The following is a 25,021-nucleotide window of genomic DNA, read 5'->3' on the forward strand; positions in this document are numbered from 1 at the left end:
CGTCACCACCTGGACCGGCGAGCGGGCCCCCGTGGAACGCCGCCCTGGCCCGCCGGCCCTCACCGGACGAAAGGATCATCATGAACGCAGCACTCGACACCCTCCGCCGCGACTTCGGCGGCCCCGTCATCGAACCCGGAGCGCCTGAATACGCCGCGGCCAGCCGGTCGGTCCTGGTCACGGGCAGCCCCGCCTACGTGTTGCGCCCCGAGAGCACCGGTGACGTGCGGGCCGGTGTCGCGTTCGCCGCCGCCTCCGGGCTGGTCCTGTCGGTGCGGGGCGGCGGCCACGCCTTCGCGGGCTTCGGCACCAACGACGGCGGCGTCGTGCTCGACCTGAGCGGGCTCGACGCCGTCGAGGTCGTCGACAAGGACCGCCACCTGGTCCGCATCGGCGGCGGCGCCACCTGGGGCCAGGTCGTGGACGCGCTCGCCCCGCACGGGCTGGCGATCTCCTCAGGCGACACCAGGAGCGTCGGCGTCGGCGGGCTGACGCTGGCGGGCGGCATCGGGTGGAAGGTCAGAAAGCGCGGCCTCGCGCTGGACAACCTGGTCGCCGCCGAGGTGGTCACCGCCGACGGGCAGATCGTGCGGACCGGCGCCGAAGAGCATCCGGAGCTGTTCTGGGCCATCCGGGGCGGCGGCGGCAACTTCGGCGTCGTGACCGCCTTCGAGTTCGCCGCCCACCCGACGACGGAGGTCTTCTACGGCAAGATCGCCTTTCCTCCGGCGGAGGCGGCCGCCGTCCTCCAGGGATGGGCCGACCACCTGCGCACCGCCCCCGAGGAGCTGACCTCCATCGTGGAGCTCGCCAGCCCGCTCGCGGGCGGCCCGGACGCGCCGGTCGAGGTCCGCGTCGCCGTCGACGGCGACGACCCGGCCCTCGCCGCGCGGGCCCTCGACCCGATCCGGGCGCTCGGCACCGTCATCGCCGACGACGTCACGCTCAGGCCGTACGCCGACACGCTGGTGGAGGGGCTCACCCCGCCGCCGGGCATCCGGCTGGTCACCCGCAACGGGTTCGCCGGCGGGGCGTCGCTGTCGGAGGTGCTGCGCGTCCTCGCCGGCGCCGCGGCCAGGCCGGGATCGCCGTTCATCGCCGTGCGCGCCGTCGGCGGAGCGGTGGCCCGCGTGCCGGCGGACGCCACCGCCTACGCCCACCGGCAGGCGGAGGTGATGGTGGTGACCACCGTCGCGGGCCCGCAGCCGGTCGTCGAGGCCGCCCTGCCCGGCCTGGACGCGCTCTGGGACGAGCTCGGGCCGCACGTCGGCGGGGCCTACGCCGCCTTCCTGGCCTCCGCCGCCGAGGAGGACGTGGCCGCGATCTACCCGGACCGGACGTACGGGCGGCTGGCGGCGGTCAAGCGGCGCTACGACCCCGGCAACCTGTTCTCCCGCAACCACAACGTGCGGCCCGATCAGACGAGGTAGTCGCGCAGCGCCGTGGCGCGGCCCGGGTGGCGCAGCTTGCTCATCGTCTTGGCCTCGATCTGCCGGATGCGCTCCCGGGTGACGCCGTAGACCTTGCCGATCTCGTCCAGGGTCTTCGGCTCGCCGTCGGCCAGGCCGAAGCGCAGCGCGATCACGCCGGCCTCCCTCTCGGTGAGGCCGTCCAGGATCTGCCTGAGCTGGTCGCGCAGCAGGTCGAGGCCGACGGCGTCGGTGGGGTCGAGCGCCCCGGCGTCCTCGATGAGGTCGCCGAGCTCGGTGTCGCCCTCCTCGCCGAGCGGCGTGCTCAGCGAGACGGGCTCGCGGGCGTAGCCGCGGATCTCCTCGACCCGCTCCGCCGTCAGCTCGACCTGCTCGGCGATCTCCTCGTCGGACGGCTCCCTGCCGAGCGACTGGAACAGCTCGCGCCGGGCCCGCGCGACCTTGTTGATCAGCTCGGTCATGTGGACGGGGACGCGGATCGTCCGCGACTGGTCGGCCAGCGCCCGGCCGACGGCCTGCTTGATCCACCAGGTGGCGTAGGTGGAGAACTTCAGCCCGAGCCGGTGGTCGAACTTCTCCACCGCCCGCATCAGCCCCAGGTTGCCCTCCTGGATCAGGTCCAGGAAGGGCAGGCCGCGCCCGGTCTGGCGCTTGGCGATGGACACGACCAGGCGCAGGTTGGCCTCGATCATCCGGTCCTTGGCCAGGCGGCCGTCGGCGGCGATCCACTCCAGGTCGGCGCGGTCCTGCGGGGACAGCGCGTCGCCGTCGCGGTCGAGGCGTTCCTGGGCGAACAGTCCGGCCTCGATGCGCTCGCCGAGCGCGACCTCCTGCTGGGCGTCGAGCAGCCGGACCCTGCCGATGTTCTTGAGGTAGTCCTTGACCTGATCGGTGGTGGCGGCTGCTGTCATACGGGCCTCCTGGAAGTAAACTTGCGACAGTGGTAAGATTACGTTGAAGGCATTTCATCGTCAAGAGGAAATTTATGTCCGACGTAAAAATCTTCGGCCTGCGGGAGCAGAAGAAGCAGGAGACCCGCCAGGAGATCTCCGACCAGGCCACCCGCCTCTTCATCGAGCAGGGCTTCGAGGAGACGACGATCGCCGAGATCGCCGACGCGGCGCGGGTGGCCAAGAAGACCGTCACCAACTACTTCCCGCGCAAGGAGGACATGGCCTTCGACCACCATGAGCGGTTCGTGGCCGCGCTGGCCGAGATCGTGGCGGGCCGGGAGCCGGGCGAGTCGGCGCTCGCCGCGCTCCGGCGGGTCTTCCTCGACGCCGCCGCCCGGCACGACCCGATGCTCGGGTTCACCCACGGCGGGTTCGGGCGGATGATCGTGGAGTCGCCGACGCTGGTGGCGCGGCTGCGCGAGCTGATGGAGCAGCGGGAGGAGGCCCTGGCCCGCGCGCTCGCCGAGGAGACGGGCGACACCGGCCCGGTGTCCCGGCTGGTGGCGGCGGCCATCGCGAGCCCGTACCGGGTGCTGCTCGGCCAGATCATGGAGCTCACGCTCGACGGGCTGGACAACGCGCGCATCGCCGAGATCGTGACCGAGTCCGCGCGCGAGGTGTTCGACCTGATGGAGCCGTCGTTCGGCCACTACGCGGTGCGCTGATGCCCGGCTGGACTCTCCCCCCGGGGGAGACCCCATGCTGCCGGTTGTGAAGGAGAACCCGCATATGACCGTTGTCGCAGGGGTCGAGGCCCGCGGCATGCAGCACTGCGAGACCACGGCGCTCGGGGTGCTGCTGCGCCACCAGGGGATCGACCTGTCCGAGCCGATGCTGTTCGGGCTCGGCTCGGGCCTGTCCTTCGTCTACTGGGACGCCAGGAACATGCCGTTCCCGTTCCTCGGCGGGCGCATCAGGCCCTTCGAGCTCACCCGGAACCTGGCCGCCAGGCTCGGCCTGACCCTGGAGGTCAAGGAGACCGCCTCACCGCGCCGCGCCTGGGCGAACGTGTCCGCGCCGATCGACGCCGGGCAGCCGGTCGGCCTCCAGCTCGACAGCTACCACCTGGACTACTTCCGGACGAAGGTGCACTTCGGCGGTCACGTCGTCGCCATGTACGGCTACGACGAGCGGCAGGCCCACCTGATCGACACCGCCCAGCAGGGCGGCGCCGTCCGCACCGGCCTGGAATCGCTGGCGGCGGCGCGCGCCGAACGCGGCCCGATGACCGCCAGGCACCGGTCCTTCACCATCACCGCGCCGGCGGGCGCGCCCTCCTGGCGGGACGGGATCGTCCCCGCGATCAGGGCCTGCGCCGACGCCTTTCTCGCCGCCCCCATCGCCAACCTCGGCCACCGGGGCATCGAGAAGGCCGCCCGCCAGGTGCCGGGCTGGCTGCGCCGCACCGCCGAGCCCGGGCGCGACCTGCCGCATGCCGCCCTGCTCATGGAGAAGGCCGGCACCGGCGGGGCCCTGTTCCGCGCCCTCTACCGCGACTTCCTCGCCGAGGCCGCCGCGTCCGTCGGCGACGGCCGCCTGCGGACCGGCCACCGGCTCTACGCCGAGGCCGCCACCCTGTGGACCGAGGTCGCCGCGCGCATCGCCGAGGCCGGGGAGCAGCGCGACGCGGCCCGCCTCGAACAGGCCGGCGCCCTCCTCCTCGACCTCTCCCGCATCGAGCGCGACGCCATGCTCGCGCTGCGCGAGGTCACCGGCAGGGCTGGTACGGCCGGTCCTTGAGCGACAGGTCGGCCGCCTTCTTGATCGAGTTGAACGAGGCGGCCACCGCCTTGCGGCAGAACGACGCCGGCGACAGCCCGTACTCCACGTGGAAGACCGGCTTGCCCGCCTTGACGAACGGCTTCAGCTCCCCGCACTCGTCGTAGGAGAAGCACGACTCGTTGACCGCGAAGTCGAAGTACGGCTCCAGCTCGGCGGCCTGGCTGAGGTTGTTCTTCAGGGCCGCCGCCAGGCCGTGCTTGTGCGCGATGGCGGCCAGCGCGCGGTTGTAGGTGAGCTGGGTTGCGGCGCTGATGTTCCAGCCGGTGACCGCGCGGCCCTCCTCGTGGGCGTTGACGACGTCGAACTCCACGCCGTCGAACCCGGCCTGCGCGCACTTGGCGACCCGGGCCTCCATCATCTTGAGCAGGAAGTCGCGCTGGCCCCTGTCGTTGTTGATGTTGGCCCAGCGCTCGTCCGGGAAGTCCTCGCTGAACGGCTTGCCCAGCAGGGAGCCGCCGTTGCGCTTGTGCCAGTCGGCGAACTGCTTGTAATCGGGCCGGTAGTCCTCGATCGACCCGGCGTCGACGTAGCAGACGGCCTTGGCGCCGCGCGCGTGGATGGCCTTGACGGCGGCGGTGTTGACGGTGGAGTTGTCGCCCGCCACGTCGCCGTCCACGTACAGGTCGATGTCGAAGACCGTCGGCCGCACGCAGGCGCCGCCGCTCTGCGGCTTGACGCAGATGTCGACGTCGATGCCGCCGGTGGCCTTGTGGCGGGGGTTGCCTTCGAGCTGGTACTGCCAGCGGCTCTCCAGCGGCGGACGCCAGATCCCCGCGTCAGCGGAGGCGGCGGCCGGCGGGGCGAAGGCCGCGACGCTCGCCGTCGCGAGCACGGCGGACGTGGTCAAGCGCGTCAGGAGCGCTCGGGTGCTGACCAAGCTCGTCACCTCTTTCGTGAGACCGACCAAGATCATACGGGCCCACGGGAAGAGGAAACGCGGTCATGCCGGACACCGGGGTCAGGCGAGGCCGGCCTTCACGAGCGGGACGACCTCCTCGGCGAAGCGCCGGACCTGCTCCACGCTCTGCCGCTCCGGCCAGAACACGAAGGCGGTGAACGGCTGCTCCGTGGCGAGCCTGACCAGCTCGGCGGCCCAGCCCTTCGCCCCGGCGCGCAACGGGTCGGCGCCGGTCGTCAGCTTCGGGCCGCCGTCCCCGCCCGCCTCGACGGTGCCGACGAGCTGGGCCATGCGCATGATCGACGCGGGGTCGCGGCCGGCCTCCCCGGCGGCCCTGTCGACGATCCGGTTGCACTCGGGCCACCGCTCGTACGGCAGGTAGGAGGGGATCGGCGCCGCCCAGCCGTCACCGACGCGGCCGGTGAGCGCGAGGCTGCGCGGCGCCTGCGCGCCGATCCACACGCCGACCGGCGGCGTGCCCGCCGAGCCGCCTTCGACCCCGTCCACCCGGTAGTGGTCACCGGCGAAGGCGACGCGCTGCCCGGGCGTCCACAGCCCGCGCATGATCGTGACCGCTTCCTCGAGCGCCGCCAGCGCCTCGCCGGGCGAGCGCCTGGGCACGCCCATCGTGGTGATGGCGTCCCAGTAGCCGCCGCTGCCGAGGCCCAGCTCGAACCGGCCGCCGGACAGCACGTTCAGCGTCGCCGCCGTCCGGGCGAGCATGGCGGGCGGGCGCAGCGGCAGGTTGGCCACGTCGGGGAACACGCGCAGGCGCGTCGTGCGGGTCAGCAGGTGCCCGGCGAGCGCGACCGCGTCCAGGAACTGCCCCACGTACGGATGGTCCTGGACGCCGACGAGGTCGAGCCCGCTCCGCTCGGCGGCGTCGGTCACCTCGTGGGTGAGAGAGACGTCATAGGTGGGGGTCAGCGAGACCCCGAAGACATGTTCGCTCATGGTCATCGCACCGTACACCGGCGTCCCGGGGCGGCTCATCCGCTGAAAAGCTCAATGCGCGCCGGGGCCTCGCGCCGGGCCGCCGGGGGCGGGAATTAGGCCCCCGAAAAAACTCTGCATATCGGAATTCGGTGAAGCGATTAACCTGACTGAACGCTTGACTCGCCATTATGCGAAGTGTTCCATTGTCGGTGCGAGATGTGATCTTCCTCGTGTTCCCCGAAATCGAACCAGGCGCTCTCCCGATCGGGGAATGCCGTACGTCGACAGAAAGGCACACATGCGCATCACATTATTACGCAGCGTCAAGGCTTTCGTCGCCGCCTCGGCGACGGCGCTCACCATGGCGGCGGCGCCCGCCGGGGCCTCCTCCGCCGAGGAGCCGCAGTTCGCGGAGATCGCCCGCCAATATCTGCAGGACCGCGCGACGCGGCTGGTCAGCGACGCCCCCGCCCGCACCCTCACCTCGGTGCCCTCGACCGGCGCGCTCGCCGACCGGCTGACGCGGGAGGCCGCCGCGATCGACGAGCGCAGGCGGCTGCTGCGCGAGGCCAACGGCGGGCACAAGCAGGCGGACGTCCAGGTCGCCGAGGTCGCCACCACACGGGACGGCGAGACCGTCGAGCTGCGGGTGGCCGAGCGCACCAAGCTGTACTTCGCCCGCCCCCTCGCCGACGCCCCCGCGTTCGAGGAGTACGCGCTGAACCACCGGTTCGTGTTCGAGCGGCAGGGCGCCCAGTGGGTGATGCGCGACGCCCGGCCCGAGCTGGCGGCGGGCGAGCTCGCCCCCGACACCCAGCCGCAGGCGGCACGCGCGCCGAAGACCTCCCCGAAGGCCACCGCGCCCGCCGGCCGCGAGCCGTCGTCCGTCGACCGGCCCCGCAAGGGCGCCGCCGTGGCCCCGGACAAGCTCGCCCGGTCCACCGAGGCGGCCCTGGCCTGGGATTACACGGCCATGCTGAACTACGCCAACACCTACTGGGACACCTACAACCCTGACTACCGCACCTACGGCGGGGTCGGCGGCGACTGCACCAACTTCATCTCCCAGATCGTCACCGCCGGAGGCTGGACCGAGGTCGGCTCCTGGCCCGACAGCCGCTCCGACAACGCCAACTGGTTCTACGGCGACTACACCTGGACCACCAGCTACACCTGGCCGGCCGCCGAGAACTGGTACTGGTTCGCCCAGCATGAGTCGGCCAGGACCACGTACCTGGGCAATGTCTGGGACATGCTGACCACGGACGTCCTCCAGGTCGACTTCGACCGTGACGACAACATCAGCCACTCGCTGTTCGTGACCGACCGGTCGAGCGACGGCGAGCTCTATCTGACCTATCACTCCAACAACACGCACAACAAACCGCTGAGCAGCTTCCTGGCCGCCAACCCCGACGCCTGGTACTACGCGCACCGCACCTGATCGCCGCTCCCGGGACCCATTTCCAGAATTATGCTCGCCCCGGAGAAGAATCTCCTGAACATGGAAGAATATCGCCGATCAATGCCGGAATCAGGAGGTGGGTCCCGAATGGCATCCCGTCGTGGCGCCATTGTCGCGCTGGCGATTCTGGCCGCCGGATGCGCGGCGGGCGCCGGGCACGGCGCGTCCACGCCGAGGGCCGCGGTCGACGCGTACATCGCCGGGCTCAACGCCGCCGACTCCGCGGCGCTGGCGCGGCTGGCGCCGCCGGGCAACGACGCGCGCGGCGACATCGCCCGGCGGCTCGCCGCGCACGGCGGCCAGGAGATCCGTCTCACGTCGGCCGACCTCGCCGACGACATCAGCCCCGACGTCGTCAACGCCCGCCTGGCCGGGCGCGGCGCCCGGGGGGCGTACCGGGAGCGGCTGACGGTCACCCGATGCGAGGAGTCCTGGTGCGTCGTGCTGGGACAGGCCCCGTCGAGCCGCCCCACATCCGACACATCGCGATATTCCTGACATTTCCTGACTGCTGGGTGAAAGGAACCCAAGCAGCGGGAAGGGAGCATCCCAGAGCGACCCGTGCCGCCTGCAGTGATGGAAGGGAGTGCCGATGCTCGACGAGAACGCCGTACACGAACACGTCCGCGGCATCTGCTTCAAGACCGGCCCGCCCGGACTGGTCGGAGTCGAGGCCGAATGGCTGATCCACGACCTCGGCGCGGCCGGGACCCGCGTCCCGCTGCGCCGCCTGGCGGCCGCCGTCGAGGCGGCCCACCCGCTGCCCGAAGGCAGCCTCGTCACCTACGAACCCGGGGGCCAGCTCGAACTGAGCACCCCCGCCAGGCCCGGCCCCGCCGCCGCGCACCACGCGCTCGCCGCCGACCTGCGCCACCTCGACCGCCACCTGGCCGACGCGGGGCTGACCCGCGACGGCTGCGCCCTGGACCCGCGTCCCGTCGCCCGGCGGCAGCTCACCGACCAGCGCTACGTCGCCATGGAGTCGTACTTCGACAGCTTCGGACCGGCCGGGCGCGCCATGATGTGCTCCACCGCCTCCCTCCAGGTGTGCCTGGACATCGGCCACGACGAGGAGCAGGCGCGGGCGCGCTGGCGGCTGCTGCACCGGCTGGGCCCCGTGCTGCTGGCCGCGTTCGCCAACTCCCCGCTGTGGCGGGGACGGCTGACGGGCTGGCGCTCCACCCGGCAGGCCATCTGGCAGGCGCTCGACCCCTCGCGGGTCACCCCGGTCGCCTCCGGCGGCGGCGACCCGTGGACCGCGTGGGCGCGCTACGCGCTCGACGGCCGCGTCATGGCCGTCCGCAGGAACGACGGTCCCTGGAAGGTGAACCCCGGGCTGCGCTTCCGCGACTGGCTGCGCGACGGGCTCGACGGCGGCCCCACCCTGGACGACCTGACCTTCCACCTGAGCACGCTGTTCCCCCCGATCCGGCCGCGCGGCTGGCTGGAGCTGCGGATGATCGACGCGCTCCCGGAGCCGTGGTGGCCGGTGCCCGTCGCCGTCGCCGCCACGCTGGCCGACGACCCCGTGGCCGCCGACCGGTGCGCCGAGGCCGTGGAGCAGCTCCCGCCCGGCCGGTGGACCCAGGCGGCCCGCCAGGGGCTGGCCGACCGGGCGCTCGCCGCCGCCGCGCTCGGCTCCTTCACCGCCGCCCGCGACGCGCTGCGGCACGCCGAGCCCGCGCTGGCGTCGCTGGTCGACCGCTACATCGAACGATACGTCGAACCCGGCCGGTGCCCGGCCGACGATCTCATCAGCGAGGTGCGCACGTGACCGAGGAAGACCGGATCAAGGAACGCGTCGCCGTCGAACTGACGTCGGCCCGGCGGCGCAGCCTGGGGCTGACCGTGGACGTCCTGGAGTCGCCGGAGCTGGTGGCCCAGCACTCCCCGCTGATGTCGCCGCTGGTGTGGGACCTCGCCCACATCGGCAACTACGAGGAGCAGTGGCTGGTGCGCGCCGCCGCCGCCGACGACCCGCTGCGGCCCGACCTCGACCACCTGTACGACGCGTTCGAACACCCGCGCGCCGACCGGGTGACGCTGCCGCTGCTGCCCCCGGCCGAGGCCAGGACCTACCTCGACGAGGTGCGCTCGCGCGTGCTCGGCTCGCTCGAACGCGTCCGCCTGACCCCCGACAGCCCGCTGCTGACCGGCGGATTCGCGTACGGGATGGTCATCCAGCACGAGCACCAGCACGACGAGACCATGCTCGCCACCCACCAGCTCCGCCAGGGCGCCCCCGTGCTGGAGGTCCCCGGCCAGGCCGCCCCCTTCCTCGCCCCCGAGGCGCCGGAGGTGCTCGTGCCCGGCGGCCCGTTCGAGATGGGCACCACCGACGACCCCTGGGCCTACGACAACGAACGGCCCGCCCACCAGGTGGACCTGCCCCCGTACTGGATCGACGCCCATCCCGTGACCAACGCCGAATATCTGGCCTTCATCGACGCGGGAGGCTACGAGCAGCCCCGCTGGTGGCACGAGAAGGGCCGGAGCCGGCTCGCCAGGACCGGCAAACGCGCCCCGGCGTTCTGGCAGCGGACCGGCGGCCAGTGGGTGCGCCGCCGCTTCGGCCGGATCGAGCCGCTGCCGCCCGACGAGCCGGTCCAGCACGTCTGCTGGTACGAGGCCGACGCCTACGCCCGCTGGGCGGGCAAACGGCTGCCCACCGAGGCCGAATGGGAGAAGGCCGCCCGCCACGACCCCGCCACCGGCGCCTCCCGCCGCTTCCCCTGGGGCGACGGCGAACCCGGCGACCACCACGCCAACCTGGGGCAGCGGCGGCTCGGCCCGGCCCCGGCCGGCTCCTACCCCGCGGGCGCGTCCGCCCACGGCTGCCGCCAGATGATCGGCGACGTGTGGGAGTGGACGTCCACCGACTTCACCGGCTACCCCGGCTTCCGCGTGTTCCCGTACAAGGAGTACTCCCAGGTGTTCTTCGGCGCTGAGTACAAGGTGCTGCGCGGCGGCTCCTGGGCCACCCACCCCACGGTGGCGCGCGGCACGTTCCGCAACTGGGACTACCCGATCCGCAGGCAGATCTTCTGCGGGTTCCGCTGCGCGAGGGACGCCGGCTGAATGTGCCGCCACCTCGCCTACCTCGGGCCGCCCATCGGGCTGCACGAGCTGCTGTACGCGCCGCCGCACTCCCTGCTCACCCAGTCGTACGCTCCGCGCAGGCAACGCCACGGCCGGGTGAACGCCGACGGGTTCGGCGTGGGCTGGTACCACCCCGGCCGCGACAACCCGGTCCGCTACCGCCGCGCCATGCCGATGTGGGCCGACGCCTCCTTCACCGACGTGGCCCAGGTCGTGTCCTCCACCTGCGTCGTGGCCGCCGTCCGCGACGCCACCCCCGGCTTCCCCGTCGACGAGTCCTGCGCCCAGCCCTTCACCAGCGACCGCTGGCTGTTCAGCCACACCGGCGCCGTCACCGGCTACGCCGCCGTGGAGGAACGGCTGTGCCGCGAGGCCGGACGCCAGGCGCCCGACGCCCGCGCGCCGGTCGACTCCGCGCCCCTGTTCGGCCTGGCCGTCCGGCTGTGGCGGCAGGGACGGCCGCTCGACGACGCCCTCGCCGCCGTCACCGCCTACGCCCGCGGCCTCGCGCCCGGCCGCTACAACCTGCTCGCCACGGACGGCGTCCGGCTGGCGGCCACCGCCTGCGGCGACGGCCTCTACCTGCGCCGGACCGGCCAGGCCGTGCTCATCGCGTCCGAACCGTACGACGACGGCCCCGGCTGGACGGAGATCCCCGACGGATCGCTCGTCACCGCCGGCAGCGCCGGAGTCACCGTCCGACCACTTCAGGAGACCTCATGCCTCAACCTGTGATCGAGCGCCACCTGACCGCCCGCGACCTCGTCGAGTCGCTGCGCCGCGACGTCCGCGACGGGCTCACCGGGCCCGTCAGGAGCGTGCCGCCCAAATGGGGGTACGACGAGCGCGGCAGCGAACTGTTCGAGCAGATCACCCGGCTGGGCGAGTATCACCTCACCCGCGCCGAACGCTCCATCCTGACCGCCAGGGCCGCCGAGCTGGCCGCGCTCACCGGCGCCGACACCCTGATCGAGCTCGGCGCCGGATCAGGGGAGAAGACCCGGCTGCTCCTCGACGCGCTCGGCGACGCCGGGCACCTGCGCAGCTACGTCCCGGTCGACGTCAGCGGCGACTTCCTCGCCGACGCCGCCCGCCGGATCGGCGCCGACTACCCCGGCCTCTCGGTACGGGCCATCGTCGCCGACTTCGAGGGCGACCTGGGCGTCCTGCCGGACGAGGGCCGGCGGCTCGTCGCCTTCCTCGGCTCGACCGCCGGCAACATGTCGCCCGTCGAACGGCTGTCCTTCTACTCCCGCCTGCGCACCGCCATGCGCCCCGGCGACGCCCTGCTGCTCGGACTGGACCTGGTGATGGACCCCGACCGGCTGGACGCCGCCTACGACGACGCTCTCGGCCTCAGCGCCGAGTTCAACCGCAACCTGCTGCACGTCATCAACCGGGAGCTGGACGCCGACTTCGTTCCCGACCTGTACGAGCACGTCTCCCTGTGGGACCCGGACGCCGAGTGCGTCCGCAGGCGGCTGCGCGCCAGCACCGACCAGCAGGTCCTCATCCGCGACCTCGACCTGGAGGTGCGCTTCGCCGCCGGGGAGGAGATCGACACCGAGATCTCGGACAAGTTCCGCCGCGGCGAGGTGCGCGAGGAGCTGCGCCTGGCCGGGTTCGACCCGGTCCGCTGGTGGACGGACCTGCCCGGCGACTTCGCCCTCTGCCTCGCCGTCCCCTCCCCGGAGGCCGCGCGTCCGGCAGGCTGAGGGCAGGTCAGCTCACGGCCGGGGCGGGCGGGTCGCGGTGAGGTGGGCGCGCAGGGCCGCCTTGACGCCGGGCCAGTCCTCGGCGGTCGCGGCGAACATCGCCGAGTCGCGCAACCTGCCCTCCTCGCCCGGCGCCCACGACACCGACCAGGAGCGCAGCACGCCCTCGAACGGGATGCCGAGCCGTTCGAGGGCCCGGCGGCAGCGGGCGTTGCGGGCGTCGGTCTTGAGGTCGACGCGGGCGACGCCGAGCGTCTCGAAGGCGTACGTCATCAGCAGCAGCTTGGCCTCGGCGTTGATCCCGGTGCCCTGCGCCGAGGCGGCCAGCCAGGTGAACCCGATCTCGATCGCGCGCAGCCCGGGCCGGTCCGGCCAGCCGCGCGGATCCCACAGCCCGGTGCATCCCACCGGCCTGCCGTCGGCGACCCGTACCTGCCCGAACGGGGTCAGCCCGGCGCGGCCGAGCTGGGCCGCCACGTAACCGGCCATCTCCGCCGCCCGCGGCACCAGCGTGAACCCGTACGACGACCGCTCCTCCTCGGCGGCCTCCGCCAGGCCGGCCACGTGCCGCGTGTCGAGCGGCTCCAGCCGTACGAGGTCACCGGCCAGCACGGGGACGTCGAGCCGCATGGGGTCTCCCTTTCCGGGTCAGGGGCGCAGATCATGCCATCGCCGCCGGGACGCCGTCAATCGGCGGGACGCGGGGTGAGGCCCGCGGTGACCAGGTCGATGAGCAGGTCGAGGACCCTGGTCTGGAGATCGGGGTCGCCGAGCCGGTCGGCGAACATCGGCACCACCAGCACGCACTGGAGCACCCCGATGACCACGGCGGGCTCGGCGGCGACGAGCTCGCCGTCCGCCTGCCTGGCCGTGACGTACGCGCCCAGCGCGGTCGCCGGGTTGCTACCAGGCGGCGTCCGGCGACACGCTGCCGCGCGGGAGGTCGCCGCGGTCGATGCGGACCGAGCTGGTCGTGCCGTCGCGCAGGTCCAGCCGGTGCATCCGCCAGGCGTGCGTGAAGAGCAGGTGGCGGCCGGTGCCGTCGACGTCGAACCGCATGGCGAGCGAGGCGCCCTTGGGCGGCTCCGGCTTGGCGAGCAGCGCCGGGACCCCGCCGTCGGCGGGGATGCGCTCGACCGCGTAGCCGACGGCGTAGACCAGCGCGGCGCCGTCGGGGGTGTACGCCACCGACGTCATGGGCGGCACGCCCGACGCCGGTCTGAGAATCCGGGTGGCGGCGAACAGATCCGTCTCCGGGCTGGTCAGGTCCAGGACGCCGAGCCCCTGGGGCGACGACACGACGGCGAGGCTACGCCCGTCCGGCGCCCACGACAGGCCGGTCACCAAGGCGTCGCCGGAGTGCCAGTCGCGCCGCCTGCCCGTGGTGACCTCCACGACGGACACGACGCTCCCGCCGGGCACCAGGTCGGCGAACGCGAACCGGCTCCCGTCGTGGCTCAGCGCCAGCGCTGGCACGACCCCGGGCACGCGCGCCCCGGTGTCCGGCACCAGCTCGGGCGCGCCGGGCCGGCCGTCGTCGCCGAGCCGGACCCGGAAGAAGCGGGTGCCCGCCGGGCTGGTGCCGGAGAACAGGAACGTCCGGTTGTCGGGCGCCGCAGCCCCCAGCTTCCACGACGACTCGACCCCCGGCGGGAGCGGCACCGCCGCGATGAACCTGCCGGTGGCGGCGTCGTGGACGGACGGGGGCACCGGCGTGATGACCGCCTCCTTGGACCCCTCCGGGAAGCGGGCGGCCGGCAGGTTGGCGGCGACGAAGAAGCGCGGCGGCCCCGTCACCGGCAGCGCCGCACCGGTCGCCGACGCCTCGGCCAGCGACGACACGAGGGCCGGCTTGCCCGGCGGCGTCATCGGGGACGACATCGGCGGCGACCCGGAGGGCCGTACCGGGGGCGACCCGGAGGGCCGTATCGAGGGCGCTTCGGAAGGGGACGCCGCGAGGTGCGGTGTGCCCGAGGGGCCCGTGGGCCCGGTCGGGGGAGTGGGCGGCGCGCTGGGGAGCCCGGCCCCATCCTGTGCGGCCCCGTCCTGCGCGGCGGCGGGCAGGAGGGTGACGCGCCCGGAGCCGGGCTGCTCCCCGCACCCGCCCAGGCACGCCAGCACGAGTAACCCCGACATGGCGACCGCCGCGCGCGAAAGCATGTGTCGATCATCAGCCGCTCCCGCGTGGCCGTCAAATCCCTGGGAGGCGGGAATCGCGACAAGACGAGACGGTTCGTCTTGACGACGGATCCGATGGCCCTTACAGTCATCACATCGAAGGCGAGACGAACCGTCTCGTCGCTGACCGATCGGAGTCCCGTACATGCGCACCTGGTTCATCACCGGAGCCAGCCGCGGCCTCGGCCGCGCATTCGCCCTCGCCGCCCTGGAGCGCGGCGACCGGGTGGCCGCCGCCGCCCGCACCATCGCCCGGCAGGACTTCGACGACCGCTTCGGCGACCGGGTGCTCGCCCTGCCGCTGGACGTGACCGACCGCGATGCCGTGTTCGCCGCCGTGGACACGGCCGCCGCGCACTTCGGCGGGCTCGACATCGTGGTCAACAACGCCGGGATCATGTCCTCGGGCATGGTCGAGGAGTTCACCGAGGCCGAGGCGCGGGCCCAGCTCGACGTCAACCTCTTCGGGGCGATGTGGGTCTGCCAGGCGGTCATGCCGCACCTGCGCGCCCAGGGGTCCGGCCACATCGTGCAGGTCTCCAGTATCGCCGCCCTGGGCGGCTTCCCCAGCACCGGCCTCTACAGCGCGAGCAAGTTCGCGCTGGAGGGCATGAGCGAGGCGCTGGCGATGGAGGCGGGGGCCTTCGGGGTCAAGGTCAGCATCGTCCAGCCCGGCGGCTACTGGACCGACCTCTACACCAGCATGACGGCGACCGCGCCGAAGCCGGAGTACGGCCCGCTCCGCGCCGAGCTGGAGAAGCAGTGGGCCGAGGGCTCGATCGACAGCGAGCCGAGGCTGGCCGCCGAGGCGCTGCTCAAGCTCGTCGACAGCGACGACCCGCCGCTGCGGCTGCTGCTCGGCAGCATGGTGTACGACCTGGCCTTCGACATCTCGCGGCGGCGGATGGACACCTGGAGCGCCTGGGAGCAGGTCAGCCGCGCCGCCGAGCACGCCGTCCCCGCGCCCGGTGGCGACTCCTGACCCGGCCGCGCCCCCTGGGAACGCCTCAGGCCCGTGCCTCACCCGGCCGGGCGCGCCACATCGTCGCCCCCGCGGCCAGGACGAGGGCGGCGGCGAGCCAGAGGACGCCCTGGAGCGGCAGCGCGTCGACGATCGTGCCGCCCGCCAGCGCGCCGAGCCCGATCGCGAGGTTGAACACCGCCACCCACAGGGCGGTGGCCTCCTCGACCGCCTCCGGTGCCGCCTTGATCATCCACGTCTGGAGGCTGGTGGAGACGCCGCCGTAGGACAGGCCCCAGGCGAGGAGCAGCGCCACCCCGCCCACCGCGCCGGCCCCGGCCACCGGGTAGAGCAGCACGGTCGTCCCCAGGGCGGCGGCGATGGCCAGGATCGTCCGGCGCGGCCGCCCGGCCACGGCGGCCCCGGCGACGAAGTTGCCCACGACGCCGGCGACGCCGAAGGCGAACAGCAGCGGCCCGACGAACCGCGCGTCGATGCCCGACAGGTCCCGCAGCACCGGGGTGACGAACGTGTAGGCGGCGAAGTGCCCGGTCACGATCAGGAAGGTGGCCAGGATGCCGGCGCGGACGCCCGGGTTGCGGAACTGGCCGGCCAGCCGCCGGAGCCCGACGGGCCGCGCGGCGGCGAGCGGCGGCAGCACGGCCAGCAGGGCGACGAGCACGACCAGCGCGAGCGCGCTCAGCGCGCCGAAGGCGATCCGCCAGTTCGCCAGCCCGCCGATCACGGTGCCGATGGGGACGCCGAAGACGTTGGCGGCCGCGACGCCGCCGAAGATGACGGCCGTGGCCCGGGGCACGAGCGGCGCGGGCACGAGCCGTACGGCCAGGCCGCCGGCGACGGCCCAGAACCCGCCGATCGCCACGCCGACCAGCACCCGGGAGGCGATCAGGAGCGGGTAGCCGGGGGCCAGCGCGGAGGCCAGGTTGGCCGCCGTCATGAGCCCCATCAGGGCGACCAGCAGGAGCCTGCGGTCCATCCGGCCGACGAGCAGCGGCACCACCGGGGCCGCGACGGCGGCGACGACGCTCGGCACCGTGACCATCAGGCCCGCCGCGCCCTCGGACACCGCCAGCGCCGATCCGACGGGGGCGAGCAGCCCGATCGGCAGTTGTTCGGCCGTCACCAGCAGGAACGTGCCGAGGGACACCGCGGACACCGCGGTCCAGCTCCTCGCCGTGCGCGTCACGGTCATGTCGGGTCTTCCTCTCCTCATTTGGGAGCGATCGCTCCCATATGACCGCAGACCCTAATACGGGAGCGATCGCTCCACAACACGGGGTAGGATGACGGCCATGGCGCGACCCAGGGAGTTCGACGAGCAAGAGGTGATCGCCAAGGCCACGGACCTGTTCTGGCGTCGCGGCTACAACGCCACGTCGGTCCGCGACCTCGGCGCCGAGCTCGACCTCAAGCAGAGCAGCCTCTACCGCACCTTCACCGACAAGCGCGCGCTGTTCCTGCGCACGCTCGACCACTACCGGGCCACCGAGTCCACGCAGGCCGAGGAGCGGCTCAACGCGCCCGGCGCGAGCGTCGAGGTCCTGCGCGACTGGCTCCACTGGATGGTCGGCCACGACGCCGGCCGGGGCTGCTTCGTCGTCAACACGGCCGCCGAGCTCGGCACCACCGACCCCGGCGTGCGGCAGAAGACCGAGGCCGCCTTCGACGTCACCCGCGAGACCCTGGCGTCCCTGCTGCGGCGCGGCGTCCACGACGGCGACCTGCCCGCCGCGCTGGACGTCGAGGCCGCCGTGGAGCTGCTGTTCACCACCGTGCTCGGGCTGCGCCTGCGCGAACGCGCCGGGCACGACCCCCGGCGCCTCGCCACGGCCATCGACTACGCCATCAGGACGATCTCCGCCGCCGACCGCTGATCAGCGGCGGGTCAGGCGCAGCGTGACCAGCTCGAACGGGCGCAGCGTCAGCGCGACGGCCCCGTCCTCGTGCGGCAACTCGTGCGGCAGCTCGCGCAGCGGCCGCTCCAGCAGGTCCGTCGCCGTCACCGTGCCGACCGGGAACCCGGCCCTGAGCGTCGTCGCCGCCCGGCCGCCGCGCGACTCGTGGAAGCGGACGACCACGTCGCCGCTGCCGTCGTCGGCCAGCTTCACCGCGGTGACCACCACGGCGTCGTCGCCGGCCGTGACGAGCGGCGCCACCGGGACGTCGCCGGGCAGCTCGCGCTCGGGCAGCGTGAGGAAGTAGCCCTCGCGCACCGCGTCGCCGATCGCCGCGCCCGGCACCAGCGCGTGGACGAAGGCGTGCGCCCCCTGGTCGGTCTCCGGGTCGGGGAAGCGCGGCGCGCGCAGCAGCGACACCCGCACCGTCGTGGTCGTGCCGCCGTCGTCGCGCACCGCCCGGGTCACGTCGTGCCCGTACGTGGACGCGGTCACCACCGCCGCTCCCCAGCCGGGCTCCTCCACGTGGACGAACCGGTGGTTGCACGCCTCGAACCTGGCCGCCTCCCAGCTCGTGTTCGTGTGCGTGGGGCGCTGGACATGGCCGTACTGGGTCTCGGCGGCGTAGCGGTCGGCGCGCACGTCGAGCGGGAAGGCCATCTTGAGGAACTTCTCCGTCTCGTGCCAGTCCACCTCGGTCCGCACCTCGATCCGGCCCGCGGCCAGCGTGTACGTCTGGGTGACGGAGGAGGAGCCGAAGGACCGGGTGACGCGGACGGCCCGGCCGTCGGCCGTGAGGTCGTCCACGGAGGTCAGGTCGGTGACGGTGTTGCGGTAGAACTCGTCCACGTCCCAGGCGTCCCACCTGTTGGGCAGGTCCTGGTGGAGCTGGAGCAGGGCGGCGGCGTCGCCGGGCGGCAGGCTCTCGCGGCGGGCGCGGTGGTCGTAGGCGGAGACGATCAGGCCGCGCCCGTCGATCTCGGCCCGGACCAGCCCGTCGTCGAGCACGTACCCGCCGCCGTCGCGCGGGCGCACGGTCACGGCCGGCGCGGGCTCGGCCGGGGCCGCGCCGCCCGCCGGCACGCCGCGCCGGGCGTGCGGGGCCGCGTTGAACACCAGCCGCCCGCCCGCCGGGGCGTCGCCCGCCAGCGCCCGCTGCGCCGCCAGCACGATCCCCTCCAGCTCGCGCGCCAGCCTCGCGTACGTGTCGCGCGCCTCGCGGTGCACCCAGGCGATGGACGAGCCGGGCAGGATGTCGTGGAACTGGTGCAGCAGCACCGTCTTCCACACGCGGTCGAGCTGCTCGTACGGGTACGGCGCCCCGGTGCGGACGGCGGCGGTGGCCGCCCACAGCTCGGCCTCGCGCAGCAGCGCCTCGCACAGCCGGTTGCCCTGCTTGGTCCCGGCCTGGCTGGTCAGCGTGGCGCGGTGCAGCTCCAGGTAGAGCTCGCCCACCCACACGGGCGGGTCCGGGTAGTCGGCCTCGGCCCTGGCGAAGAACGCGGCCGGGGTCTCCCAGGTGACGGTGGGGGAGCCCTCCAGGTCGCGCAGGCGGGCCGCCTTGCCGACCATCTCGCGCGTGGTGCCGCCCCCGCCGTCGCCCCAGCCGGTGGGCGCCAGGGAGTGGCGGGCCGCGCCCTTCTCGCGGAAGTTACGCGCGGCGTGGGCCAGCTCGCCGCCCTTCATCGAGCAGTTGTAGGTGTCGACCGGCGGGAAGTGCGTGAAGATCCGCGTGCCGTCGATGCCCTCCCACAGGAACGTGTGGTGCGGGAACCTGTTGACCCGGCTCCACGAGATCTTCTGCGTGAGCAGGCGCCTGGCCCCGGCGGCCTTGATGATCTGGGGGAGCCCGGCGGCGAAGCCGAACGTGTCGGGCAGCCAGGCCTCCTCGTTGTCGATGCCGAACTCGTCGATGAAGAAGCGCTTGCCGTGGACGAACTGCCGGGCCATCGCCTCCGAGCCGGGCATGTTCGTGTCGGACTCCACCCACATGCCGCCTGCTGGGACGAACCGCCCCTCGGCCACCGCCTTGACGACCTGGGCCCACACCTGCGGCCGGTGCTCCTTGATCCAGGCCCACTGCTGGGCCTGCGACATGGCGAAGACGAAGCCGGGCTCGTCGGCCAGCAGCGCGGTCATGTTCGCGGCGGTGCGGGCGACCTTGCGGACGGTCTCGCGCAGCGGCCACAGCCAGGCCGAGTCGATGTGGGCGTGCCCGACGGCGCTGATCCGGTGCGCGGACGGCGCGGCCGGCACGGCGAGCACCCCGGCCAGCTCGGCGCGGGCGGCGGCGGCCGTGGCGTTGACGTCCTGGAGGTCGATCCGGTCCAGGGCGCGGTCCACGGCACGCAGCACGTCCCAGCGGCGGGCGCCGTCCACCGGCAGCTCCGCCATCAGCTCGCCCAGCACCTCCAGGTCGAGGACGAGGTCCCACACGGTCCGGTCGAAGACCGCCAGGTCCATGCGGCCCAGCCGGTACAGCGGCGCGGTCCCGGCGGTGTCCCGGTCGCCGAGCGCGGTGGGCCGGAACAGGGGGTGGCCGAGGATGACCGGGTTGGAGGCGGCCTCGACGTGCAGCCGCACGCTCTCGCCGCCCCGCGCGGGCGCGGCGACGCGCACCCACTGGTTGCGCGGGTTGAGCCCCTTGACCGGGCTGCCGTCGGGCAGGTGGACGAGCCCCTCGCACTGGAAGCCGGGCATGTTCTCGTCGAAGCCCAGGTCGAGGACGGCCTCCACGATGCGGCCGCGCCAGGCCGCGGGCACGGTGCCGGTGACGGTGAACCAGCTCGTGCCCCACGGCGCGCCCCAGGCGTCGCCGGCGGCGATCGGGGCGGGGACGGCGGCCAGCCCCTCGGCCACGCTCACGGGCTCGCCGGGCGCGTGCCACACGGCCACGTCCAGGGGCACGGACTCCGGGTACACCGCGGGGCGGATGCGCTCGTCGAGCACCCGCTTGAGCCGGGCTTCGACCAGCGCGCGGTCGTCATGCATGGGAACTCCTCGGTGGGGTGACGGGGCTCGGCGCGTACGGTCCCCGGCGGGCAGGGTGACCGCATGGGTTAGCATGGCCGTCATGGAGATCGAGGTCGACAGAATCTAGCCACCGAGCTGCCGGTGGCTTCCATCGGCGCAGGGCGGGTGCCCGCGCCGGTGCATGACCGTTTCTCCCGACGCGGGAGTGTGTGTCCGCCCTGTGGGGTGTCGACCCGCCGCGTCCGGGCTCTCCGGCACGCTCGCACCGGTTCCGGTCCCCGATTCGTGCCCGCGAACGCGCGAATCCCCTCCGTAGCTGACGGGAAGAGCACTTCACCCATGTCCAAGTCTGTCATCACCTTCCGCGACCTGTCCTTCGAGTGGCCGGACGGCGCCGTCGCGCTCTCGGGCGTCAACGGCACGTTCGGCGCCGGGCGCACCGGCCTGATCGGCCGCAACGGGGCCGGGAAGTCGACGCTGCTGCGCCTGATCGCCGGCCTGCTGAAGCCGACCTCGGGACACGTCGAGACCGCCGGCGAGGTCGGTTACCTGCCGCAGACGCTCACGCTCCGGCACGACACGACGATCGCCGAGCTGCTCGGCATCGACGAGGGCATCGCCGCGATCAGGGCCGTCGAGTCCGGCGACGTCGACGAGCGCCACTTCGACACGATCGGCGACGACTGGGACATCGAGTCCCGCGCCGACGAGGCCCTGCACCAGATCGGGTTCACCGCCGCGGACCTCGGCCGCCGCGTGGCCGAGGTCTCCGGCGGGGAGGCGATGCTCATCGCCATCACCGGGCTGCGCGTCCGCCGCACCCCGATCACGCTGCTCGACGAGCCCACCAACAACCTCGACCGGCCGACCCGCGCCAAGCTCGCCGGCTTCGTCGACCAGTGGCCGGGCACGCTCGTCGTGGTCAGCCACGACCTCGAACTGCTGGAGCGCATGGACCACACCGCCGAGCTGCACGCCGGCTCCCTCGACACCTTCGGCGGTCCGTACAGCGCCTGGAAGGAGCACCGGGAGCAGGAGCAGGCGGCGGCGGTCCAGGCGGCGCGGTCGGCCCAGCAGGCGCTCAAGGTCGAGAAGCGGCAGCGGATCGAGGCCGAGACGAAGCTGGCGCGCAGGGAGCGCACCGCGAAGAAGACGCAGAAGGACGGCGGCATCCCGCGCATCCTGGCGGGCAACCGCGCCAGCCGGGCGCAGGCGTCGGCCGGGTCGTTGCGCTCCACGCTCGACGACAAGGTGCAGGCCGCGCAGGCGGCGGCCGACGCCGCCGACGCGCGGGTGCGCGACGAGGAGCACATCAGCCTGGTGCTGCCCGATCCTGGCGTGCCGCGCGGGCGGCGGATCGCCGAGCTGCACGACGGGGACCTGACCGTGGTGATCCAGGGGCCGGAGCGGGTGGCGCTCGTCGGGGCCAACGGCAGCGGCAAGTCGACGCTGGTCGAGCAGCTTCTCCGGGGCTCGGAGCCCGTGCCCGGCAGGCCGTACGGGCGGCTGCTGACCGAGCTGGTCGGCTACCTGCCGCAGCGGCTCGACGGGCTCGACGACGAGGCGAGCGCGATGGCGAACGTGGGCGCGGTCGCCCCCGGGGCGGCGCAGGGCACGATCCGCAACCAGCTCGCCCGGCTGCTGCTGCGGGGCGACAGCGCCGACCGCCCGGTGCGCACGCTGTCGGGCGGCGAGCGGTTCCGCGTCGCGCTCGCGCGGCTCCTGCTGGCGGAGCCGCCCGCCCAGCTCCTGATCCTGGACGAGCCGACGAACAACCTCGACCTCGCCAGCGTCGAGCAGCTCGCCGAGGCGCTCGACGCCTACAGGGGCGCGCTGCTCGTCGTCAGCCACGATGTCGCGTTCCTGGAGCGGATCGGCGCCGGGACGGTCGTCGAGCTCGACGCGGCGGGCCGCATGCGGCAACGCCGCGACCTGACCGGGTGACGACTCGCTCGGACCGTTCCATATCCCCACTACCTCCTATTTTCTCTGTTTACTGAAATTCCAGACAACGCCTGACTATTTTCGGAATGCTTAATATCCGATATCTGCGCCCCGAATTCCGCTTGCCGGTGCCATACTGGGCACTGGCAAGCTCGTGGGAGCGCTCCCATGAGGAGGTCTGACGAGAGGCGCGCGATCCGAATGACGGCCTACGACGGGCCCCCGTCACGCCGGTGGGCAGCTCACGTGTGGTGGATCGCCCTGGCCGTGGGCGCCGGCGGCTTCGTGTTCGTCTGGCTCGCCACCCCGCACGCCCGCGAGATCGGCAACACCTGGGACCTCGTCGCCCGGCTCGCCGCCTTCGTCTGCCTGTGCGTCGCGATCGCGTTCTTCCCGTACGTGTCGCCGCGCCTGCACTGGCTGCTCTGCGTGCCGTTCCTGTTCTTCACCGGCTATCTCATTCCGCGCGTCAGCTGGTTCTATTACGGCGACGGCGCACGGCTCCAGGGCGACAGCTTCTACACCCATCTCTATCTGCTGCTCTATCCGGGAATCGTGCTCACCGTCGCCTCCGCCTACCGGCTGGCCGGCGGCAGCCCCGGCCGCACGCTGAAGATCATGGCCAGCGGCGTCGTCATCGTGTTCTCGGGGTTCCTGGACGTCATGTGGCAGGTGGTCAACCCCGTCGAGATCCCCGAGCTGATCGACGCCCCGCACATCAACCTGTTCACCGGCGGTCCCATCTCGTTCGGCGCGGCGATCGTCTTCACGCTCGCGCACGTCCCGATCGTCGTGGTGATCAACCTGCTGCCCCTGGACCGCTGGATCGGCCGCCTGCTCGCGCCCCGGCCCTGAGGCAGGCGTACGACTTCACGGAGGTGACCCTTGCCCCGCACCATCGACGTCTCGGTCGCGGCGCCCGCCTACAACGAGGCGGCCAACATCGCGGCCTCCGTCCGGGAGTGGCGCGACTACCTGCGCGGCCATCCGGCGGTGGGCGCGTGGGAGATCGTCGTGTGCGACGACGGCAGCTCCGACGGCACCGGCGCCATCCTGCGCGACCTGCGCAAGGACGTGCCGGAGCTGGTCGTCGTCACGTTCGGCCGCAACCGGGGCGCCGGGGCCGCCATCGCGGCGGCGATCGCCGCGACCCGCCTGGACTGGGTGGTGCTGCTCGACTCCGACGGCCAGTTCCCGATCGCCGAGCTGGACCGCTTCCTGCCCCGCGCGCTGGCGGGCGACGGCGTGGCGTTCTCCGGCGCCCGGCTCAGGAAGGCCGACAGCCTCCCCTACCGATGGGGGTCGGCCGCCAGCGGCGCCGTCAGCAACGCCCTGCACGGGACCCGCTTCCGCGACTTCAACTCCATCTTCAAGCTGGTACGCGGCCCGCTGCTGCGCTCGGTGCCGCTCGAATCCGGCGGCATGAACTGCTCCACCGAGATCACCGCCCGCGTCACCGAGCTCGGCCACACCTGGGTGGAGATCCCCATCCGGCACCGCGCACGCGGCGGCGGCCGGCGCGGCTGGCGGTTCGCGCGCGGCGCGCTCGACCGCGCCCTGTTCGTCGCCTACCTCGGCTTCCGGCACCGGCTGTTACGCCGCGGGGTGCTGCGCGCGCCGCTGCCCGCCGAGGAGCGCTGATGGCCGGCCCGCAGCAGCAGGCCCCGTGGCGGGTCACGATGTTCGGCGGCGGCCGGGGCGCGGCCAGCATCGCCCGCCGGCTGCTCGCCACGCCCGGCGCCGCGCTCACCCTGCTGATCAACGGCTACGACAACGGGCTGTCCACCGGGGCGCTGCGCCGCTACCTGCCGGGCATGCTCGGCCCGTCGGACTTCCGCAAGAACCTGCTGCTCCACCTCGACGCCGGAGACCCGCGCCTGGCCCTGCTGGAGCGCCGGCTGCCCGGCGGCGCCACCCCGGCCGACCTGGGCCGCCTGATCGACGAGCTGGCGGCGGCCGGGCCCGGCCTGGAGCCGATCGTGCGCGACCTGAAGGTGTTCGCCGCCCGGCTGGCCGCCCGCCCGGACGGGCTCGACCTGGCCGACTGCGCGCTCGGCAACCTCGTGCTCGCCGGGGCGTACCTGCGGCTGGACCGCGACTTCAACGCGGCCGTGCGCGCCTGCGCCGAGATGTTCGGCTCGCCCGTCGCCCTGGAGAACGTGACCGGCGGCGAGAACGCCTACCTGGCGGCGGTCAAGGCCGACGGGACGCTGCTGGCCGACGAGGCCGACATCGTCGGCCCGCAGAGCGCCGAGCCGATCACCGGGCTGTTCCTCCTGAGGGAGCCGATCAGCGGCCCGCTCACCGGCACTGAGCTGGCCCGGCGGGCCGCCACGATCACGCCGAACCCGCGCGCGCTGGCCGCGCTGCGCGACACCGACCTCATCGTGTACGGGCCGGGCACGCCGCACTCGTCGCTGCTGCCGAGCTACCTGACGCCGGGCGTCGCCGAGGCGATCGCGGGCAGCCGGGCGGCGGCCAAGGTGTTCGTCGTGAACCTGCGCGACGACCACGACAGCCAGGGCCTGACCGCCGCCGACCTGGTCGGCCGCACGCTGACGTACCTGGGCGACCCGGGCAACGAGCGCGGCACCGTCACCCACGTGCTGTGCCACGGCCGGACGCCCTCGCCCCGCGCCGGGCTGGCGGGAGCCCGCTGGGTGGCGGCCGACCTGGAGGACGAGCGCAGGCCGGGCACGCACAGCGGCGCCCGCACGGTGGAGGCGCTGGCGGCGGTGCGGGCCGGGACGAGCCTGGCGCGGGCCGGATGA

General features: G+C 73.4%; 23 protein-coding genes. 15 read left to right on the plus strand and 8 right to left on the minus strand.

Features of this window, described 5'->3' with window-relative positions:
* Positions 1 to 80: 80 nt before the first annotated feature.
* Positions 81 to 1,430, plus strand: a complete 1,350-nt coding sequence (locus tag ACBI99_RS36540) for an FAD-binding oxidoreductase (protein ID WP_219514831.1) — start codon at positions 81 to 83, stop codon at positions 1,428 to 1,430.
* On the opposite strand, the gene ACBI99_RS36545 is transcribed toward ACBI99_RS36540, so the two are convergent.
* Positions 1,418 to 2,341: an RNA polymerase sigma factor gene (locus ACBI99_RS36545; RefSeq protein ID WP_219514826.1), complete on the minus strand. Its 924-nt coding sequence runs from the start codon at positions 2,339 to 2,341 to the stop codon at positions 1,418 to 1,420. The two genes, ACBI99_RS36540 and ACBI99_RS36545, sit on opposite strands and share 13 nt — an antisense overlap.
* Positions 2,342 to 2,415: 74 nt before the next feature.
* Between ACBI99_RS36545 and ACBI99_RS36550 the strand changes: the two genes are divergently transcribed.
* Both ACBI99_RS36550 and ACBI99_RS36555 read left to right on the plus strand, forming a co-directional pair.
* Positions 2,416 to 3,048 (plus strand): TetR/AcrR family transcriptional regulator, encoded by a 633-nt coding sequence (locus tag ACBI99_RS36550; RefSeq protein WP_375074552.1) that lies wholly within the window; start codon positions 2,416 to 2,418, stop codon positions 3,046 to 3,048.
* 64 nt (positions 3,049 to 3,112) lie between these two features.
* On the plus strand, positions 3,113 to 4,123 hold the full coding sequence (locus ACBI99_RS36555; RefSeq protein ID WP_219514815.1) for a BtrH N-terminal domain-containing protein: 1,011 nt from the start codon (positions 3,113 to 3,115) through the stop codon (positions 4,121 to 4,123).
* Here the strand turns inward: ACBI99_RS36555 and ACBI99_RS36560 are convergent.
* Both ACBI99_RS36560 and ACBI99_RS36565 read right to left on the minus strand, forming a co-directional pair.
* Complete coding sequence (locus ACBI99_RS36560; RefSeq protein ID WP_375074553.1) at positions 4,092 to 5,042, minus strand: endo alpha-1,4 polygalactosaminidase; 951 nt, start codon at positions 5,040 to 5,042, stop codon at positions 4,092 to 4,094. The genes ACBI99_RS36555 and ACBI99_RS36560 overlap by 32 nt on opposite strands.
* An 81-nt stretch (positions 5,043 to 5,123) precedes the next feature.
* Entirely contained in the window at positions 5,124 to 6,017 is an 894-nt protein-coding gene (locus ACBI99_RS36565) for an LLM class flavin-dependent oxidoreductase (RefSeq protein WP_375074554.1), read from the minus strand.
* A 280-nt stretch (positions 6,018 to 6,297) separates the two neighbouring features.
* Between ACBI99_RS36565 and ACBI99_RS36570 the strand changes: the two genes are divergently transcribed.
* The 6 genes from ACBI99_RS36570 (at position 6,298) to egtD (ending at position 12,278) form a co-directional block, all read left to right on the plus strand.
* Positions 6,298 to 7,443 (plus strand): amidase domain-containing protein, encoded by a 1,146-nt coding sequence (locus ACBI99_RS36570; protein WP_219514810.1) that lies wholly within the window; start codon positions 6,298 to 6,300, stop codon positions 7,441 to 7,443.
* Positions 7,444 to 7,551: 108 nt separating this feature from the next.
* A complete protein-coding gene (locus ACBI99_RS36575; RefSeq protein WP_357585844.1) occupies positions 7,552 to 7,962 on the plus strand; it encodes a hypothetical protein in 411 nt (136 codons plus the stop codon).
* Between the two features lie 94 nt (positions 7,963 to 8,056).
* Entirely contained in the window at positions 8,057 to 9,238 is a 1,182-nt protein-coding gene (gene egtA, locus ACBI99_RS36580; RefSeq protein ID WP_375074555.1) for an ergothioneine biosynthesis glutamate--cysteine ligase EgtA, read from the plus strand.
* Entirely contained in the window at positions 9,235 to 10,542 is a 1,308-nt protein-coding gene (gene egtB / locus ACBI99_RS36585; protein ID WP_219514797.1) for an ergothioneine biosynthesis protein EgtB, read from the plus strand. The genes egtA and egtB overlap by 4 nt, the downstream gene beginning before the upstream one ends.
* Positions 10,543 to 11,298, plus strand: coding sequence for an ergothioneine biosynthesis protein EgtC (gene egtC, locus ACBI99_RS36590; RefSeq protein ID WP_357585850.1), 756 nt, complete (start codon positions 10,543 to 10,545; stop codon positions 11,296 to 11,298).
* Positions 11,283 to 12,278 (plus strand): L-histidine N(alpha)-methyltransferase, encoded by a 996-nt coding sequence (gene egtD / locus ACBI99_RS36595; protein WP_375074556.1) that lies wholly within the window; start codon positions 11,283 to 11,285, stop codon positions 12,276 to 12,278. The genes egtC and egtD overlap by 16 nt, the downstream gene beginning before the upstream one ends.
* A 12-nt stretch (positions 12,279 to 12,290) precedes the next feature.
* Here egtD and ACBI99_RS36600 read toward each other — a convergent pair whose 3' ends face one another.
* The 3 genes from ACBI99_RS36600 to ACBI99_RS36610 all read right to left on the minus strand — a co-directional run bounded on the left by ACBI99_RS36600 (position 12,291) and on the right by ACBI99_RS36610 (position 14,159).
* On the minus strand, positions 12,291 to 12,908 hold the full coding sequence (locus ACBI99_RS36600; protein WP_375074557.1) for a GNAT family N-acetyltransferase: 618 nt from the start codon (positions 12,906 to 12,908) through the stop codon (positions 12,291 to 12,293).
* A 56-nt stretch (positions 12,909 to 12,964) separates the two neighbouring features.
* A complete protein-coding gene (locus ACBI99_RS36605) occupies positions 12,965 to 13,105 on the minus strand; it encodes a hypothetical protein (protein WP_219514781.1) in 141 nt (46 codons plus the stop codon).
* 76 nt (positions 13,106 to 13,181) lie between these two features.
* On the minus strand, positions 13,182 to 14,159 hold the full coding sequence (locus ACBI99_RS36610) for a hypothetical protein (protein WP_375074558.1): 978 nt from the start codon (positions 14,157 to 14,159) through the stop codon (positions 13,182 to 13,184).
* A gap of 442 nt (positions 14,160 to 14,601) precedes the next feature.
* On the opposite strand from ACBI99_RS36610, the gene ACBI99_RS36615 reads away from it, so the two are divergent.
* On the plus strand, positions 14,602 to 15,438 hold the full coding sequence (locus tag ACBI99_RS36615; protein WP_375074559.1) for an SDR family oxidoreductase: 837 nt from the start codon (positions 14,602 to 14,604) through the stop codon (positions 15,436 to 15,438).
* A 25-nt stretch (positions 15,439 to 15,463) separates the two neighbouring features.
* On the opposite strand, the gene ACBI99_RS36620 is transcribed toward ACBI99_RS36615, so the two are convergent.
* Positions 15,464 to 16,630 (minus strand): MFS transporter, encoded by a 1,167-nt coding sequence (locus ACBI99_RS36620; protein WP_375074560.1) that lies wholly within the window; start codon positions 16,628 to 16,630, stop codon positions 15,464 to 15,466.
* Between the two features lie 100 nt (positions 16,631 to 16,730).
* Between ACBI99_RS36620 and ACBI99_RS36625 the strand changes: the two genes are divergently transcribed.
* Entirely contained in the window at positions 16,731 to 17,312 is a 582-nt protein-coding gene (locus ACBI99_RS36625) for a TetR/AcrR family transcriptional regulator (protein WP_219514773.1), read from the plus strand.
* Here the strand turns inward: ACBI99_RS36625 and ACBI99_RS36630 are convergent, their stop codons facing one another.
* Complete coding sequence (locus ACBI99_RS36630) at positions 17,313 to 20,324, minus strand: alpha-mannosidase (RefSeq protein ID WP_375074561.1); 3,012 nt, start codon at positions 20,322 to 20,324, stop codon at positions 17,313 to 17,315.
* Positions 20,325 to 20,645: 321 nt separating this feature from the next.
* Between ACBI99_RS36630 and ACBI99_RS36635 the strand changes: the two genes are divergently transcribed.
* The 4 genes from ACBI99_RS36635 to ACBI99_RS36650 all read left to right on the plus strand — a co-directional run bounded on the left by ACBI99_RS36635 (position 20,646) and on the right by ACBI99_RS36650 (position 25,021).
* Positions 20,646 to 22,250 (plus strand): ABC-F family ATP-binding cassette domain-containing protein, encoded by a 1,605-nt coding sequence (locus ACBI99_RS36635; RefSeq protein ID WP_375074562.1) that lies wholly within the window; start codon positions 20,646 to 20,648, stop codon positions 22,248 to 22,250.
* 246 nt (positions 22,251 to 22,496) lie between these two features.
* A complete protein-coding gene (locus tag ACBI99_RS36640; protein WP_308126123.1) occupies positions 22,497 to 23,105 on the plus strand; it encodes a hypothetical protein in 609 nt (202 codons plus the stop codon).
* A gap of 30 nt (positions 23,106 to 23,135) precedes the next feature.
* Complete coding sequence (locus ACBI99_RS36645) at positions 23,136 to 23,891, plus strand: glycosyltransferase family 2 protein (protein WP_219514768.1); 756 nt, start codon at positions 23,136 to 23,138, stop codon at positions 23,889 to 23,891.
* The gene (locus ACBI99_RS36650; RefSeq protein ID WP_375074563.1) at positions 23,891 to 25,021 is read left to right on the plus strand and encodes a 2-phospho-L-lactate transferase CofD family protein; all 1,131 of its coding nucleotides are present in this window, start codon (positions 23,891 to 23,893) and stop codon (positions 25,019 to 25,021) included. Before ACBI99_RS36645 ends, ACBI99_RS36650 begins: the two co-directional genes overlap by 1 nt.

Origin of the sequence: Nonomuraea sp. ATR24 (genome assembly GCF_041950485.1) — a bacterium.
Lineage (GTDB): Bacteria > Actinomycetota > Actinomycetes > Streptosporangiales > Streptosporangiaceae > Nonomuraea > Nonomuraea ceibae.

Excerpts from the sequence above, each read along its gene's own strand:
- ACBI99_RS36630 (WP_375074561.1), bottom strand. The coding sequence starts at position 20,324 with ATGCATGACGACCGCGCGCTGGTCGAAGCCCGGCTCAAGCGGGTGCTC.
- egtC (WP_357585850.1), top strand. The coding sequence starts at position 10,543 with ATGTGCCGCCACCTCGCCTACCTCGGGCCGCCCATCGGGCTGCACGAG.
- egtA (WP_375074555.1), top strand. The coding sequence starts at position 8,057 with ATGCTCGACGAGAACGCCGTACACGAACACGTCCGCGGCATCTGCTTC.
- ACBI99_RS36555 (WP_219514815.1), top strand. The coding sequence starts at position 3,113 with ATGACCGTTGTCGCAGGGGTCGAGGCCCGCGGCATGCAGCACTGCGAG.
- ACBI99_RS36635 (WP_375074562.1), top strand. The coding sequence starts at position 20,646 with ATGTCCAAGTCTGTCATCACCTTCCGCGACCTGTCCTTCGAGTGGCCG.
- ACBI99_RS36615 (WP_375074559.1), top strand. The coding sequence starts at position 14,602 with ATGCGCACCTGGTTCATCACCGGAGCCAGCCGCGGCCTCGGCCGCGCA.
- ACBI99_RS36575 (WP_357585844.1), top strand. The coding sequence starts at position 7,552 with ATGGCATCCCGTCGTGGCGCCATTGTCGCGCTGGCGATTCTGGCCGCC.
- ACBI99_RS36610 (WP_375074558.1), bottom strand. The coding sequence starts at position 14,159 with ATGTCGTCCCCGATGACGCCGCCGGGCAAGCCGGCCCTCGTGTCGTCG.
- ACBI99_RS36540 (WP_219514831.1), top strand. The coding sequence starts at position 81 with ATGAACGCAGCACTCGACACCCTCCGCCGCGACTTCGGCGGCCCCGTC.
- ACBI99_RS36620 (WP_375074560.1), bottom strand. The coding sequence starts at position 16,630 with ATGACCGTGACGCGCACGGCGAGGAGCTGGACCGCGGTGTCCGCGGTG.
- ACBI99_RS36545 (WP_219514826.1), bottom strand. The coding sequence starts at position 2,341 with ATGACAGCAGCCGCCACCACCGATCAGGTCAAGGACTACCTCAAGAAC.
- egtD (WP_375074556.1), top strand. The coding sequence starts at position 11,283 with ATGCCTCAACCTGTGATCGAGCGCCACCTGACCGCCCGCGACCTCGTC.
- ACBI99_RS36570 (WP_219514810.1), top strand. The coding sequence starts at position 6,298 with ATGCGCATCACATTATTACGCAGCGTCAAGGCTTTCGTCGCCGCCTCG.
- ACBI99_RS36565 (WP_375074554.1), bottom strand. The coding sequence starts at position 6,017 with ATGAGCGAACATGTCTTCGGGGTCTCGCTGACCCCCACCTATGACGTC.
- ACBI99_RS36550 (WP_375074552.1), top strand. The coding sequence starts at position 2,416 with ATGTCCGACGTAAAAATCTTCGGCCTGCGGGAGCAGAAGAAGCAGGAG.
- ACBI99_RS36650 (WP_375074563.1), top strand. The coding sequence starts at position 23,891 with ATGGCCGGCCCGCAGCAGCAGGCCCCGTGGCGGGTCACGATGTTCGGC.
- ACBI99_RS36600 (WP_375074557.1), bottom strand. The coding sequence starts at position 12,908 with ATGCGGCTCGACGTCCCCGTGCTGGCCGGTGACCTCGTACGGCTGGAG.
- ACBI99_RS36625 (WP_219514773.1), top strand. The coding sequence starts at position 16,731 with ATGGCGCGACCCAGGGAGTTCGACGAGCAAGAGGTGATCGCCAAGGCC.